Here is a 15877-nt window from a genome sequence, read left to right on the forward strand (position 1 = left end):
CGGCGGCCCGGGCGTCAGCGCGACGGCTGCTGGTAGGTGAGCTGCTTCACCCGCCGCAGGAACGGCGAGGCCTCCACGTGCTGGACGCCCTCCAGTCGGCCGAGCGGGCCGCTGAGGTAGGCGTACAGATGCGCCGTACTCCTGACCACGACGGTGGCGATGATGTTGGAGGGGCCGGCCGTGGCGGCGGCGTGGGCGATCTCGTCGTGGGTGGCGAGGGCCTCGCCGACGGTGTGCAGGGCGGCCGGGGTGGTGGTGATCCACAGGACGGCGGAGACCGGGTAGCCGATGCTCTCGGTGTCGTACTCCACATCGATGTAGACCGCGCCGGAGGCGAGCAGGGCGGCGAGGCGGCGTTTGACGGCGGACTCCGAACGGCCGGTGGCGCGCTGGAGTTCGGGGTAGGTGGCGCGGCCGTCCTGCTCCAGCGCGGCGACCAGGGGTTCGTCCTGCGGGTCGATGCGCGCGAGGCCCTCGGCGGCGACCGGTTCGGGCCCAAGGGCGGTGAGCTGGTCCGCGGTGAGCGCGCCGAACCTGCTCAGCCAGCCGCTGGGTCCGCCGAAGAAGCGGTGCAGCAGCTGGTGGGCGCGGATCTCCATGACGCGCGGGGTGCGCGGGAGCTTGCCGAGCAGCAGGTCGTCGCGGTCGCCGACACTGCGCGGCCGGGTGCCGAAGATGACCTCGGTGCCGCCGGAGGCGATGCCGATCCAGCTGGTGTCGGGCCGCTTGGCGAGGGCCTGAGCGATGGGCAGGGCGCTGTCGGGGACGCAGCGCAGCCGCAGGGTCCACTGGTCCTGCCCGAGCCGTTCGGCGTCCCGGACGGCGACGACCCTGAGGCCGCCCTCGGCCCACAGCCTGCGGTAACGGCGCGCGACGGTCTGGTCGGAGACGCCGAGGACCGCCCCGATCCGGCTGAAGGAGGCGCGGCCGTTGACCTCCAGCGCGTCCAGCAACTGCAGATCGAGGTGGTCGAAGGTGTGGGATTCCATCTCCATACGGCTCACCTCTGTCGGATTTCGGCACCAGACGGTCCGCTACCGCTGCGATCGGCCGTGTGGCCCCCATCGTACGGAGGCAGCACACACCACAGAGGGAGTTGGGGACATGCGTACATGGGGGCCGCTGGCGGCGGTGTGTCTGGGCACGTTCATGTTGTTGCTGGACGTGACGATCGCGATCGTGGCACTGCCGGACATGGCACGGGCACTGGGCGCCTCGCTGAGCGATCTGCAGTGGGTGATGGACGGGTACGCGCTGGCGCTGGCGGCGCTGCTGCTCGGGATGGGGGCCGCGGCCGACGTGCTGGGGCGGCGGCGGGTGCACGTCGTGGGCGTGGTGCTGTTCGCGGGCGCGTCGCTGCTGTGCGGGCTCGCGACCGGGCCGCAGATGCTGGTCGCCGCGCGCGGGCTGCAGGGCGTGGGCGCGGCGGCGATGTTCGCCACCACGCTGCCGCTGCTGGGCTCGGTCTACCAGGGGCGGCAGCGGTCGACGGCGCTCGGGGTGTGGGGCGCGGTCAGCGGGGCGGCGGCCGCGATCGGTCCGCTGGCCGGCGGGCTGCTCACCGACGGGCCGGGCTGGCGGTGGATCTTCTTCGTGAACCTGCCGGTGAGCGTGGCGGCGGTCTGGCTGACGCTGCGGGTCGTACCGGAGTCGCGGGGCACGCGGGGACGGCGGGTGGACTGGGCGGGTACGGCGACCTTCGCGGCGTTCGCCGGGGCGGTGACGTACGGGGCGGTGCGGGCCGGGTCGCACGGCTGGACCGAGGGCGGCACCCTCGTCTGGTTCGCGGCGGCGGTCGTGGCGCTCGCCGGCTTCCTCGTCGTCGAACAGCGCGGCGCGGACCCGCTGCTCGATCTGCGGCTGTTCACGAAGCCCGCTTTCTCGGGCGTCATGGCGGGCGCGCTCGCCTTCAACGGGGCGGCGTTCGGTGTGCTGGCGTACACCTCGATCTGGCTGCAGACGATGCTCGGCATGAGCGCGGTGCGCGGTGGCGTGCAGTTCCTGTGGATGTCCCTCGCCTCGTTCGTGGTGGCGGCGGCCGGGGGGCGGCTGCTGCACGGGGTGTCGGCCCGGTTCACCGTCGGGGGCGGGCTGCTGCTGATCGGCGCCGGCCAGTTCTGCATGGCGGGACTGGACGCGAACTCGGGTGCGAACGCGCTGATTCCGGGGCTGGTGCTGGTGGGTGCCGGTACGGGGCTGGCGTCGCCCGGCATCGCGGGCGCCGCGCTGGCCGCGGTGGGGCCGGAGCGGGCGGGCATGGCGGGCGGCGCGGTCAACACGTTCCGGCAGCTCGGTTACGCGATCGGCATCGCCCTGTGCGGCACCGTCCTGACCTCCCGGATGCAGGACACGCTGCCGCACGACGCGGCCCACGCCCTGGCGGGCGGCGGCGCCGAGGCGCTCGGGGGCACGTTCTCCGAGCAGACCCTGCGGGCTGCCTTCACCGCGGGGCTCGACCGGGCGGCGCTCGTCGCCGGAGCGGTGGCCGTGGTCGCCGGCGTGCTGGTGCTCGCGCTGGTCAGGACTCCGCGGCCGGCGCGGGCCCCTGTGACGGATCCGACCGCCGCGACGCTGACACAGGAGAGGGCCGCACAGCACGGCTGAGGCCGGACGGCCCCTCGTCTCGATCGGGTGGTCATGATCGGGTGGTCATGATCGGGTCGTCGCGAGGGGCGGAATCCGGCCACCGCGACGGCCGTCATCAGGTCGTACAGATTCGGTGGAGATTACGGCACCGAAACTTACTCAACCGTCAGGTTTCTGTCCGACCCTTCCCCATGTGGGCGCATTTTCCGCCACTGACCAGTGCATACGTGAGCACTGCTCGATTTCCGCGCCCCTCCCGCCCGCTCCTCGCGTGGGGTAGCTTTCACGGCGCTGTGCGGAGCGTCACCAGAGGCGGGGAGCGGGGATTGCGCGAGTTCACCAACCCTCCGTTGGCGTTGGCACCGCCGGTGGGCGGTCTGGCCGACGTCGTCTTCCGGCATGCGCAGGAGGACCCGCTGTACATCGCGCTCGGCCGCAAGGACGACACCGGGCAGTGGCGGGACGTGACCGCCGCCGAGTTCCGCGACGAGGTCCTCGCCCTCGCCAAGGGCCTGCTCGCCCAGGGCGTCCGCTTCGGCGACCGCGTCGCGATCATGTCCCCCACCCGCTACGAGTGGACCCTGTTCGACTTCGCCCTGTGGACGATCGGCGCCCAGGTGGTGCCCGTCTATCCCACGTCCTCGGCCGAACAGTGCTTCTGGATGCTGTACGACTCCGAGTGCACGGCGGCCGTCGTGGAGCACGAGGACCACGCCATGACGATCGCCACCGTCATCGACCGGCTGCCGCAACTGCGCCAGTTGTGGCAGCTGGACGCGGGCGCCGTCCAGGAGTTGTACGACGCCGGCGCCCACCTCGACGACGAGGTGGTGCACCGGCACCGGCAGGCGGTCACCCCCGACTCGACCGCGACGATCATCTACACCTCGGGCACCACCGGCCGCCCCAAGGGCTGTGTCATCTCGCACGGCAACTTCATGTACGAGGCGGACACGGTCATCGAGCGCTGGGAGTCGGTGTTCCACTCCAAGAAGGGTGACGAGGCGGCGACCCTGCTGTTCCTGCCGCTCGCGCACGTCTTCGGACGGATGGTGCAGGTCGCCGCGATCCGCGGCAAGGTCAAGTTCGGCCACCAGCCGCAGCTCAACGCCGCCGCCCTGCTGCCCGACCTGGCCGCCTTCAAGCCGACCTTCTTCCTCGCGGTCCCGTACATCTTCGAGAAGGTGTTCAACGCGTCCCGCCGCAAGGCGGAGAAGGAGGGCAAGGCCGGCGCCTTCGAGAAGGCCGTCGATGTCGCCGTGAAGTACGCGGACGCCATGGAGGCGAAGGCCTGGGGCATCGGGCCCGGCCCCTCGGCGGGGCTGCGCATGCAGCACCAGCTCTTCGACAAGCTCGTCTACTCCAAGGTGCGGGCCGCGATGGGCGGCCGGATCCGGCAGGCGATGTCGGGCGGATCGGCGATGGACCGCAGGCTCGGACTGTTCTGGGCGGGCGCGGGCGTCCACATCTACGAGGGCTACGGCCTCACCGAGACCACCGCCGCCGCCACCGCCAACCCGCCCGAGCGCACCCGCTACGGCACCGTCGGCCAGCCCATCCCCGGCATGACCGTGCACATCGCGGACGACAGCGAGATCTGGCTGCGCGGCGACAACGTCTTCCAGGGCTACCTCAACAACCCCAAGGCCACCGACGAGACCCTGCACGAGGGCTGGCTCGCCACCGGCGACCTCGGCTCCCTCGACGAGGACGGCTACCTCACCATCACCGGCCGCAAGAAGGAGATCCTGGTCACCTCCGGCGGCAAGAGCGTCTCCCCCGGCCAGCTGGAGGAACGGGTGCGCGACCATCCGCTGGTCGCCCAGTGCATCGTCGTCGGCAACGACCGCCCCTACATCGCCGCCCTGGTCACCCTCGACCAGGAGGCCGTCGAGCACTGGCTGACGATGCGCGGCAAACCGCGGATGTCGCCCGCCGAGCTGGTGCGCGACGCGGACCTGGAGACGGAGGTACGGCGGGCCGTGGTCGCCGCCAACACACAGGTCTCGCAGGCCGAGTCGATCCGCACGTTCCGCATCCTCGCCCAGCCCTTCACCGAGGAACACGGCCTGCTGACCCCGTCGCTGAAGCTGAAGCGCAAGGCGATCGAGAACGCGTACGCGAGCGAGGTCGAGGCGCTGTACCGGGCATGAGGCTCGATACCGGCACACTCCGGCCGTTTCCGCCTGATTCTGCCGATTCCTACTGATTCTCCGGTCAGGAATGCATAACGGCTCGTGATCGTTGACGATGGTGGTACCACCTGACGACAACCGTAAGGATCACGAGCTCGTGAGCAGCAAGGTCCCCCCGATCATCCTCAACAACGGCGTCGAGATGCCCCAGCTGGGCTTCGGAGTCTGGCAGGTGCCGGACGACGAGGCGGAGCAGGCGGTCACCACCGCGCTGGAGGCCGGGTACCGCAGCATCGACACAGCGGCGATCTACGGCAATGAAGAGGGCACCGGCAAGGCGATCGCGGCCTCCGGAGTCCCCCGCGAGGACGTCTTCGTCACCACCAAGCTCTGGAACAGCGACCAGGGATACGACTCCACGCTGCGCGCCTTCGACACGTCGCTGGCCACGCTCGGCCTGGACTACCTCGACCTGTACCTGATGCACTGGCCGCTGCCGTCCGCGGACAAGTACGTCGACACCTACCGGGCGTTCGAGAAGCTCCTCGCGGACGGCCGGGTGCGCGCCATCGGTGTGTCCAACTTCCTTCCGGAGCACCTCGAGCGTCTGATCGCCGAGACGTCCGTCATCCCGGCGGTCAACCAGATCGAGCTGCACCCGCACCTGCAGCAGCACGCCTTGCGCGAGTACCACGCCGAGCAGGGCATCGCCACCGAGGCCTGGTCGCCGCTCGGCCAGGGCAAGGGTCTCCTGGAGGTTCCGGCGATCGTCGCCATCGCCCAGAAGCACGGCCGCACCCCGGCCCAGATCGTGCTGCGCTGGCACCTCCAGCTCGGCAACGTCGTGATCCCGAAGTCCGTCACCCCGTCCCGGATCAAGGAGAACCTCGAGGTCTTCGACTTCAGCCTGGACACCGAGGACCTGGCGGCGATCAGCGCGTTGAACGAGGACCGTCGTCTGGGCCCGGACCCGGCGACGTTCGACGCCGGCTGACCTTTCCCTTCCCGGCTCGCTCGCGCCCCGGGACCGATACCACCTCGGTGGTGCCGGTCCCGGGGCGCGGCCATGTGCGCCACCCGGGCGGGGGAGGCCGCGGCCGGGTCGGCGGACGGCCGCGGACCCACATGGTAGGGACACGTTATTAAACGTCATTAAACGTTATTTAACGGACTTACCTACCGATTCCCCGCAGAAGGGTCCCTCGCAGTGCACCTCCGGACACTGACCCTCACCACACTCTCCGCCGCCGCTCTGCTGGCTGCCGGGCAGCCCCCGCTCTCCGCGAGCGCCCACGGCACCTCGCACCCGACGTCGGCCCGGGAGGGCTCGGTCGGCGCGGCCGACCTGCTCGCGAAGGTGAAGTCCTGCACTCAGATCTCCCACGGCAGGTACCGCACCGACACGGGCAGCCGGGCCACGGTCCCGGTGTGCGGCACAAAGGGAGCGGTGTTCTGGAAGGCCGACATGGACATCGACTGCGACGGCCGGCGCACCGCGAAGTGCAACGAGCGGACCGACCCGTCGTTCCACCCCGACACCGCCTTCCACCAGTCCGACGGCAGGCCCCTGCGCTCCGACACCCTGCCGTACGTCGTCGTCCCCGGGGTGAGCGGCATCTGGAACCATGCCCGCGCGGGCATCAAGGGCGGCGGCGTGGTCGCGGTGATCCACGGCAGGCAGGTGCAGTACGCCGTCGTCGGCGACACCGGCCCCACGAAGATCATCGGCGAGGCGTCGTACGCCACCGCACGCGCCCTCGGCCTCAACCCGGACCCGGCGACGGGCGGCGCGGCCTCCGGGGTGACCTACATCCTCTTCAAGAACTCCCAGGTGTCCCCCATCGAGAGCCACACAGCGGCGGTGACCGAGGGCGAGCGGCTGGCGAAGCGGTTCCTCCGCGACAACTGACAGGCGGATCCCGTCAGTTGGGCTGCCCGATCGGCCGTACGACGACGGTGTTGATGTCGACACCGGCGGGCTGGCCCATGGCCCACACGATGGAGTCGGCGATCTGGTCGGAGGTGAGCAACTGCCCGGGAGGCAGGCTTCCGTAGCCGTCCCAGAACGGGGTCTCCACCCGGCCGGGCGCGATCAGGGTCACGCCGACCCCGAACTCCGTCACCTGCCGACGGGTGTTCTCGGCAAGACCGGTCACCGCCCACTTCGTCGCCCCGTAGATGTTGCCGGGCGTCGGCACGAACCCGGCGACACTGCCGACCAGCACGATCCGGCCGCGGGTCTCCTTGAGGGCGTCGATCGACGCGCGGATGAGCAGCGCGGGGCCGAGGACGTTGGTCAGCACCATCTCGGTCCATCCGGCGGGGTCGCCGTCCGCGACGGAGTCGTGGGTGGCGAAGCCGGCATTGGCGACGACTGTATCCAGTCGACCGTATTCCTTGAGTGTACGGTCGACAGCCGACTGGATACTGTCATACTCCGCCGCGTTGCCGACGAGCGTCAACAGACCGTCGGGACGGCCGAGTTCCTCGGCGAAGCCGCGCAGTCGTTCCTCGCCGCGGCCGGTGACGGCCACGCGGTGGCCGGTGTCGAGCAGCCGCCGGGCGACCGCGGCGCCGATACCGCTGCCGCCGCCGGTGATGAGCGTGACCGGAGAGTCGGTCATGGTTCCCCCTGGGTCTTCGATGGCGCTTGTGTTGGTGTCGCTGCCGGGGAGTCCATCACTTGGAGCACTCTCGAAGTCAAGGGTGCCGGGTGGGGTTCGATCTACGCCCGACCGGGCCAATGTTGATTGCATACAGTCGGCGTCACTCCGTACGCACAGCGGTGTATACCGTATGTGCCGCGAGCAGGAACACATCCGGCCGTCGGTGGACACTCGCCCGGTCCTCGGGGTCGAGGAGCCGGTCGAGCGTGGCTCGGTCGGTGGCGTCGAGGTGGTCGCCGATGACGTCACGGCGGCGGGTCAGCAACGCGGCGACATAGGCGCGGGCCCGGTCCGTGGTCGGTGCGGGCAGATCGAGCAGGAAGCTGCGCGTGCCGGTCGGCCTGAGGCCCGCGGCCCTCATCAGCGCCGGCCAGTCCTCGGTCTCGGCGACCGCGCCGGGCAGGTCCGCGCGCATCTGCGCGAACCACTCCTCCTCCACCGCGTCCAGGCGCGCCTGCAGCCCGGGCCGCCCGACGCCGAGGTCGCGGGGCAGGAACCGGGTGGGCAGGCCGCCCTCCAGGAGTGCGAGCGTGCCGCCGGGCGCGAGCCGGGCCGCGAAGGCGGCGAGGGCGGCGCGCTGATCGCCCAGATGGTGCAGGCTCCGACTGGCCCACAGAAGGTCTGCGGGATAGTCCAAGTCATCGAGGGCGCCAGGGAGTTCACCACCGAGGGTGTCGAAACGATCGGCGACGCCGAGCCGGACGGCCCGGGCGCGGGCCCGTTCCAGCAGCGGTTCGGTGCCGTCGACGGCGACGACACGGGCGCCGGGGAAGGCATCGGCGAGCAGACAGGAGACGACGCCGGGTCCGCTGCCCGCGTCGACGATCAGCCCGGGCTCGGTCTGTTTGTGGCCGAGCCACGCCAGGGCCCGCTCGTACAGGGGCGTGAACAGCTCCGCCTGGTTCTCCAGCAGCGGTGCCATCTCGTTCCAGTCGATGTCGCTGTGGCCGTGAGCGTGGTCCGGACCGTGGTGGTGCGGATCGTGGTCGTGGTCGTGGTGCGCCATGGACGTCAGCCTCTCGTCAGGATGCGGCCAGCGTGCGCCGACGCACCGCGCGAGGGCCACCACTGTTGCCACCACAGCAAAAACGTCGCCGGAATCGGTATCGGAAAAATGGGGTGCGCCCTGCGCGGCGGATCACTCACGATGGCCGTATGGACGACGAGCTGGTGGAGCGTTTCCTCGAGGACGGGTTCGTGAGGATCGAGGGCGCCTTTCCGCCGCGCGTCGCCGAGGACTGCACCCGGCTGCTGTGGCGGGAGACGGGATACGACGCCGAGGACCCGGCCACCTGGAAGGACCCGGTGCGCTGGGTGGCGGGCATGGCGCAGGGGCCGTTCGCGGCGGCCGCCAACTCCCCTGTACTGCATGAGGCGTTCGACCTGCTGGTCGGCGAGGGCCGGTGGGAGCCCCGCTATTCGCTGGGCAGCTTCCCGCTGAGGTTCCCGCACGCGGAGGAACCCGACGACGCGGGCTGGCACATCGAGGGGAGCTACCTCCCCGAGGGCGCCGCGAACTACCACACGAACCTGCGCTCGAGGGACCGCGCGCTGCTGACGCTGTTCCTGTTCAGCGAGGTCACCGAGGCCGACGCCCCGACCCGCATCAGGATCGGCTCGCATCTCGACGTACCGCCGGTGCTGGAGCCGTACGGCGAAGAGGGCGCCTCCTTCATGGAGCTGGGACCGAAGGTGGCGGCGGCCTCCGCGCACCGCCCGCTCGCGTACGCCACCGGCCGCCCTGGCGACGTCTACCTGTGCCATCCCTTCGTGGTGCACGCCGCCCAGCCGCACCACGGCACCCGCCCCCGCTTCATGGCGCAGCCGCCGTTGTGTCCGGCGGTGCCCTACGAGCTGGAGCGGGCGGACGGGGACTACTCGGCGGTGGAGTTCGCGATCCGCCGGGGTCTGGCCCGCGAAGGCTGACCCCGGCGGATCATTTCAGGGTGCTACAGGCGCCCAGGGTGCTACAGCGCCGGGTAGGCGTTCTTCATGAGCTCCTGGAACTGTGCCGAGAACCAGTGCCCCGACAGCGGGGAGTTCGGCAGAGCACCGGAGAGGTTGTTGCCGTTGCGCGGGTTGCCCGTGTAGGTCGGGTCGCACATCCGGTCGAAGCCCTTGCCCTCGTCGTTCTCGATGAACTGGCTCGAACCGTCGGACTCGCCCGGGGGCTTCATCCACACGTACGCGTCGATCCCGGTGGCCGGGTTGGCCTGCGGACGCTCGCCGAGGCCGGCGCCGGACTGGTTGCACCAGTTGCCGATGTGGATGCGACGGTCGTAGCGGCCGCCGTCGATGTAGGTGTCCACGGTGGTCGTGGCACCCGGTCCGGTGGGCCTCGCGGTGCCGCCCCAGCCGTTGCGGGAGGTGTCGATCAGCATGCCGATACCGGAGTTGAAGCCGGTCGTGACCAACTGGTTGCGGAAGCCCTGGGCGAAGGACAGCTCGTCGACGTAGCGGTTCCAGTCGACCCACTTCGACTCGCGGGCCGACTTGCCGGCCACGTTGTCGTTGATGGTGAAGTTGTTCTCCTTCAGGGCGCTGTAGTTGGCCGTGTTGGTGATGAAGCCGTGGACGTCGTTCACGGTGGCGCCTTCGGAGGTCGCCGCCTCCTTCATCACGGTCGCGCTGGCGGCGAAGTTGTCGTCCCAGCCGATCCAGCCGTGGTGTCCGGCGTCGATGTAGTTGTAGACGTTGGGCGCGTCGCCGAGCTTGTTCAGGGCGTAGCCGACGCCCTTCTGGTAGTTGCCGTTGGCCTTCATCACGTCGCACTGCGGGGTGGCCGTGGGCCGGCTGCCGGTGTTGGTGACGAGGTTGGGCAGCGAGTCGATCTCGATGGTCGTGACGATCCGCAGCGCGGCGTACTTGGGGTCGGCGAGGATCGCGGCGATCGGGTCGATGTACTGCGTCTTGTACCGGTCGATCTCCGTCGGGCCCAGTTCGCCGTTGGAGGCGAGGGCTGCGCAGTCACGTCCGGGCAGGTTGTAGATGACCAGCTGGACGACGAGTTCGCCGGAGCCCTTCTGTGTAAGCGCCGTGTCGAGGTGGTCACGCAGACCCATGCCGCCGTTGACGCCGTTGATCGCGGCGATGCGGTCGAGCCAGACGCCGGTCGGCTGGTTGGAGATGCGGCTGCCGCCCGGCTCGGCGGCGGCCTTCGCGGACCACTCCGGGTTCACGTACACCTTGGCGCCGGAGTACGGGTTGTCGACCTTCGGGCCGGTCGGGTCCGGCGGATCGGTGGGGCCGCCGCCGCCGTCGTCGACGTTGCAGGTCACACCGTCGAGGGTGAAGGTGGCCGGGATCGCGTTGGTGCCGCTGTAGGTGCCCTGGAAGCCGAAACTGGCCGAACCGCCGGTGGCGAGCGTGCCGTTGTAGGACTCGTTGGCGGCGGTGACGGCGGTGCCGCTCTGGCTGAGCTTGGCGTTCCAGCCGCTGGTGACCTTCTGGTTTCCGGCGTACGACCACTTCAGCGCCCAACTCGACTTGGCGGCGCCGTTGTTGGTGACGGTGACGGCGGCGGTGAAGCCGGTGTCCCACTGGTTCTGCACCTGGTAGTCGACGGTGCACGGGACGGCGGCGGCGCCGACGTCCCCCGGTACGACGGCGAACGCCGTCCCTGAGGCCCCGGCGACCAGCGCCAGGGCAGCGAGTATCGCGGTTCTGGTACGACTCATGAGTGCGGGTTCCTTCTCGGTTGCGGGTGACTCGGTTGCGGGAGTTGTCAGCCGTTCAGGGCGCGCAGATGGTCGCGCAGCCCGATGCCGTACGCCGTGGGCGTACCGTCGTAACTGGTGATCAGCGCGGGACCCGTGGAGCAGTTCCATGTGTTCCAGGTCCAGCCCAGGTACGACAGACCGCGGTCGTCGAACCACTTCATGACCCGGTCGACGAAGCCGTGTGAGCAGGTGTTCTCGCCGATCTCTCCGGCCACGAGCGGTACTTGGGCGGCGACCGGGGCGAGCGTGGCGTCGAAGCAGCTCTCGTTGGAGCAGGTGTTGAAGTTGTACACATGCCAGGCGGCGGCGAGATTGCCCGCCGGGTCGGTGGGTTTGTGGGCGAGCCACTGACTCAGGTCGTTCGAGTACGCGAGCCCGCCGGCCAGGATCAGGTTCTTGGCACCGGTATTGCGGACACTGTCTACAAGATCCTGCATTCCGGCGACCTCATAACCGATCCCGGGGCAGGTGCCGCCGTCCCGCCAGCACTGCCACGCCTGGCTGGTCGTGGGGGTGGCACGGTCCGGGTAGGGCTCGTTGAACAGGTCGAAGACGACGGTCGGGTCGTCCTTGAAGGTGTTGGCCACCGAGGTCCAGAAGGACGGGGTGTACTGCATGCCGGGCATCGGCTTCTGGCAGCTGGCGTGCACGTCGGCGCAGCCGGCGGAGTTGCCGGTGTACTGGCCGTAGGTCCAGTGCAGTTCGAGCATCGGCGTCATGCCGTTGGCCTTCACCTTGGCCACCAGGTCCTTGACGGCGTTGATGTAGTGGGCGCCGGCGTACTCCGGGTTGATGTTGGACAGGCCCAGCCAGCACTCCTCGTTGAGGGGGATACGGACGGTGTTGGCGTTCCAGTCGGCGATCGCCTTGACGGAGGCGTCGTCGACCGGCCCGTCGAAGATGCCGCGGCCCTGCACGCACATGAACTCGCCGCCGGACCGGTTCACGCCGAGCATGCGGCGGGTGTCGCCCTCGGCGTCCACGAGCTTGTTGCCCACAGCGCTTAGGACAGGTGCCGTGCCGTCACCGGGATCCGGCGGATCGGTCGGGTCGGTCGGACCGGTCGGATCCGGGGTGGGCGACGGTTCGGCGTCGACGTTGCAGGTGGTGCCGTTCAACCGGAACGACGTCGGTACGGCGTTGCTCCCCGACGAGGTGGCGAGGAACCCGGCGCTGATGCTCGCGCCGGTGCCGAGCGAGCCGTTGTAGCTCTCGTTGGCGGCGGTGACGGTCGTACCGGACTGGGACCACTTGGCGTTCCAGCCCTGGCCGACCTTCTGGCCGTTCGCGAGGTCGAAGGTCAGCTTCCAACTGCTCACGGCAGCCGTGTTGTTGGTGATGTTCACGGCGCCCTGGAAGCCGGTGTCCCACTGGCTGGTGACGGAGTACTCCACCGTGCAGGCGGGTGCGGCTCCGGAGGCCGTGACCACCGGCACCGTCACGGACCCGACTAGGGCGACCGCGCCGGCGACGGCTAAAAGTACTGAACGCGGGGGGTGTCGCATGAGCGAGTCCTTGCAGTTCGGGCGCGTCGTGACGGACGCGTCGACTGATGGAATCGCTCCCACTGGTGTCAACGAAGCTAGCGCCAAGTGACGGTAAAGAACAGAGGAGTTACTGACTTTCCCTCAACGCCGATTGTCGAATCTTTTCGACTCTTCAAGCACCTTGACCCCTCTCACCCCCGTCCCCACTATGGGAGCGCTCCCACTGGTTCAAGCCTTGACATCTCCGAGCCGCAAGGAGGAACCAGCACATGCCTCCCAGAGCAAGACGCCGGACCGCTCGGCGGTTATGGACCGCCGTCGTGGCGGCCCTGGCACTGCCTTTCACGATGTTGGGTACGGGTTCAACTCCCGCACAAGCGGCGGCACTTCAGTGCAGCGTCGACTACAGGACGAACGACTGGGGCTCCGGTTTCACCGCGGACCTGACGATCACCAACCGCGGCACGGACCCCATCGCCGGCTGGACCATGACGTACAGCTACGCGGGCAACCAGAAGCTCAGCGGCAGCGGTTGGAACGGCACCTGGTCCCAGTCCGGGCAGGCGATCACGGTGAAGAACGCGTCGTACAACGGCACGATCGCCGTCGGTGCCGCCGTCTCCACCGGCGCGCAGTTCACCTACAGCGGCACGAACGCGAATCCGACCGACTTCGCGGTGAACGGCACCAGCTGCACGGGGGCGCATCAGCCCCCGATCACGGTGCTGACCAGCCCGGCCGCGGGCGCGGTCTACACGCAGGGTGACCCGGTTCCGCTCGCGGCGACCGCCGCGGCCGCGGACGGCGCGACGATCAGCAAGGTGGAGTTCTACGACGACACCACACTGCTGGGCACGGACACGACGGCGCCGTACTCTCTTTCGGCCTCAAGTTTGACCGTGGGCAGTCATTCGCTCCTCGCGAAGGGGTACGACAGTCTGGGCGCGTCCGCGGAGTCCACACCGGTCGGCATCACGGTCGCCGCGGGTCCCACGGTGGTGGCCTCGACCAACCAACTGGCCGTCCAGCAGGGCAAGACGGGCACGTTCGACGTGAAGCTGTCGACCCAGCCGTCGGCCAACGTGACCGTCACGACCGCCCGCACCGGCGGCAATTCGGGTCTGTCGGTGACCGGCGGGGCGTCGCTCACCTTCACCCCGTCGAACTGGAACACCGCGCAGAAGGTGACCATCACGGCCGACGCCTCCGGCACCGGTGCGGCGACCTTCGAGTCGACCGCCGCCGGGCACGGGAAGTCCACGGTGACGGTCACGCAGATCGCGGCGTCGAAGGCGTACGACGCCCGGTTCCTGGAGCTGTACGGCAAGATCACCAACCCGGCCAGCGGCTACTTCTCCCCCGAGGGCATCCCCTACCACTCGGTCGAGACGCTGATCGTCGAGGCCCCGGACCACGGGCACGAGACCACGTCGGAGGCGTACAGCTATCTTCTCTGGCTGCAGGCCATGTACGGCAAGGTCACCGGCGACTGGACCAAGTTCAACGGCGCCTGGGACATCATGGAGAAGTTCATGATCCCGACCCACGCCGACCAGCCGACGAACTCCTTCTACAACGCGTCGAAGCCGGCGACGTACGCGCCCGAGCTGGACACGCCGGGCGAGTACCCGGCGAAACTCGACGCGTCGGTCCCGGTCGGATCGGATCCGATCGCCGGTGAACTGAAGACTGCATACGGTACGGACGATGTCTACGGTATGCACTGGCTGCAGGACGTCGACAACGTCTACGGCTACGGCAACTCGCCGGGCAAGTGCGAGGCGGGTCCGACCGACGCCGGACCGTCGTACATCAACACCTTCCAGCGCGGCGCGCAGGAGTCGGTGTGGGAGACGGTGCCGCAGCCGACCTGCGACGCCTTCAAGTACGGCGGGACCAACGGCTACCTGGACCTGTTCACGGGTGACGCCTCGTACGCCAAGCAGTGGAAGTTCACCAACGCCCCGGACGCCGACGCGCGGGCCGTGCAGGCCGCGTACTGGGCGGACATCTGGGCGAAGGAACAGGGCAAGGGCAGTGACGTTTCCGCGACCGTCGGCAAGGCCGCGAAGATGGGCGACTACCTGCGCTACTCCATGTACGACAAGTACTTCAAGAAGGTCGGCAACTGTGTCGGGCCGTCGACCTGCGCGGCCGGCACCGGCAAGGACGCCTCGATGTACCTGATGTCCTGGTACTACGCCTGGGGCGGCGCCACCGACACCTCGGCGGGCTGGTCCTGGCGCATCGGTTCCAGCCACGCGCACGGCGGCTACCAGAACCCGCTGGCCGCGTACGCGCTGAGCAGTTACGCCGACCTGAAGCCCAAGTCGGCGACGGGGCAGGCCGACTGGGCCAAGTCGCTCGACCGGCAGCTGGAGTTCTACCGCTGGCTGCAGTCGGACGAGGGCGCCATCGCGGGCGGTGCGACCAACAGCTGGGCGGGCCGGTACGCGCCGCCGCCGGCCGGGAAGTCGACGTTCTACGGCATGTACTACGACCAGCAGCCCGTCTACCACGACCCGCCGTCCAACCAGTGGTTCGGCTTCCAGGCGTGGTCGATGGAGCGGGTGGCCGAGTACTACCAGCAGACGGGGGACGCGGACGCCAAGGTGGTCCTCGACAAGTGGGTCGACTGGGCGCTGTCCAAGACCACGGTCAACCCGGACGGCACCTATCTGATCCCCTCGACGCTCCAGTGGTCGGGCCAGCCCGACACCTGGAACGCCACCAACCCCGGTGCCAACAGCGGCCTGCACGTCACCGTCGCCGACTACACCAACGACGTCGGTGTGGCCGCCGCGTACGCCAAGACCCTGACGTACTACGCCGACCGCTCCGGTGACACCCAGGCCGCGACCACGGCCAAGGCCCTCCTCGACGGCATGTGGGACAACTACCAGGACGACCTCGGCATCGCCGTCCCGGAGACCCGCGCCGACTACAACCGCTTCGACGACGCCGTGACCGTCCCGAGCGGCTGGACCGGCACCATGCCGAACGGCGACGCCATCAACGCGTCCTCGACCTTCGACTCCATCCGCTCGTTCTACGAGGACGACCCGGCCTGGTCGAAGATCGAGGCCTACCTGGCGGGCGGTGCCGCGCCCTCCTTCACGTACCACCGGTTCTGGGCCCAGGCGGACATCGCCCTGGCCATGGCCTCGTACGCGGAGCTCCTCGAATAGCCCCCGCCAAGCGCTCCGCGGGAAGGGCGGTGTTCTTCGGCTGCGGGCCGTGTGTGGCTGGTCGCGCAGTTCCCCGCGCCCCTGAAGGGGCGCGGT

Annotated in this window: 11 protein-coding genes; 6 read left to right on the plus strand and 5 right to left on the minus strand. The window is 69.4% G+C overall.

Annotation, left to right across the window (positions count from 1 at the left end; genetic code table 11):
* Positions 1-14: 14 nt before the first annotated feature.
* The gene (locus OG252_RS11100; protein WP_266450094.1) at positions 15-995 is read right to left on the minus strand and encodes an Lrp/AsnC family transcriptional regulator; all 981 of its coding nucleotides are present in this window, start codon (positions 993-995) and stop codon (positions 15-17) included.
* A 109-nt stretch (positions 996-1104) separates the two neighbouring features.
* Here OG252_RS11100 and OG252_RS11105 point away from each other — a divergent pair, with 109 nt between their 5' ends.
* From OG252_RS11105 to OG252_RS11120, 4 genes are all read left to right on the plus strand, one after another.
* Positions 1105-2604 carry an MFS transporter gene (locus tag OG252_RS11105; protein ID WP_329335599.1) on the plus strand — a complete coding sequence of 500 codons (1500 nt, stop codon included), beginning with the start codon at positions 1105-1107 and terminating at the stop codon, positions 2602-2604.
* A 308-nt stretch (positions 2605-2912) separates the two neighbouring features.
* Positions 2913-4739: an AMP-dependent synthetase/ligase gene (locus tag OG252_RS11110; RefSeq protein WP_266450088.1), complete on the plus strand. Its 1827-nt coding sequence runs from the start codon at positions 2913-2915 to the stop codon at positions 4737-4739.
* A gap of 139 nt (positions 4740-4878) precedes the next feature.
* Entirely contained in the window at positions 4879-5715 is an 837-nt protein-coding gene (locus OG252_RS11115; RefSeq protein WP_329335602.1) for an aldo/keto reductase, read from the plus strand.
* Between the two features lie 213 nt (positions 5716-5928).
* Positions 5929-6630 carry a glycoside hydrolase family 75 protein gene (locus OG252_RS11120; RefSeq protein WP_329335604.1) on the plus strand — a complete coding sequence of 234 codons (702 nt, stop codon included), beginning with the start codon at positions 5929-5931 and terminating at the stop codon, positions 6628-6630.
* Between the two features lie 13 nt (positions 6631-6643).
* Here OG252_RS11120 and OG252_RS11125 read toward each other — a convergent pair whose 3' ends face one another.
* Both OG252_RS11125 and OG252_RS11130 read right to left on the minus strand, forming a co-directional pair.
* Positions 6644-7345: an SDR family oxidoreductase gene (locus tag OG252_RS11125; protein ID WP_329335606.1), complete on the minus strand. Its 702-nt coding sequence runs from the start codon at positions 7343-7345 to the stop codon at positions 6644-6646.
* Positions 7346-7487: 142 nt separating this feature from the next.
* Positions 7488-8393 (minus strand): class I SAM-dependent methyltransferase, encoded by a 906-nt coding sequence (locus OG252_RS11130; RefSeq protein ID WP_329335607.1) that lies wholly within the window; start codon positions 8391-8393, stop codon positions 7488-7490.
* Positions 8394-8542: 149 nt separating this feature from the next.
* Here OG252_RS11130 and OG252_RS11135 point away from each other — a divergent pair, with 149 nt between their 5' ends.
* Complete coding sequence (locus tag OG252_RS11135) at positions 8543-9313, plus strand: phytanoyl-CoA dioxygenase family protein (RefSeq protein ID WP_329335610.1); 771 nt, start codon at positions 8543-8545, stop codon at positions 9311-9313.
* A gap of 41 nt (positions 9314-9354) precedes the next feature.
* Here the strand turns inward: OG252_RS11135 and OG252_RS11140 are convergent, their stop codons facing one another.
* Positions 9355-11064, minus strand: coding sequence for a glycoside hydrolase family 6 protein (locus tag OG252_RS11140; protein ID WP_329335612.1), 1710 nt, complete (start codon positions 11062-11064; stop codon positions 9355-9357).
* Positions 11065-11111: 47 nt separating this feature from the next.
* Entirely contained in the window at positions 11112-12611 is a 1500-nt protein-coding gene (locus OG252_RS11145) for a cellulase family glycosylhydrolase (protein ID WP_266450075.1), read from the minus strand.
* Positions 12612-12862: 251 nt separating this feature from the next.
* Between OG252_RS11145 and OG252_RS11150 the strand changes: the two genes are divergently transcribed.
* Positions 12863-15781 (plus strand): glycoside hydrolase family 48 protein, encoded by a 2919-nt coding sequence (locus OG252_RS11150; RefSeq protein WP_329335615.1) that lies wholly within the window; start codon positions 12863-12865, stop codon positions 15779-15781.
* The last annotated feature ends 96 nt before the right edge of the window (positions 15782-15877 follow it).

The organism is Streptomyces sp. NBC_01352, from assembly GCF_036237295.1.
In the GTDB taxonomy this organism is placed as follows: domain Bacteria; phylum Actinomycetota; class Actinomycetes; order Streptomycetales; family Streptomycetaceae; genus Streptomyces; species Streptomyces plumbiresistens.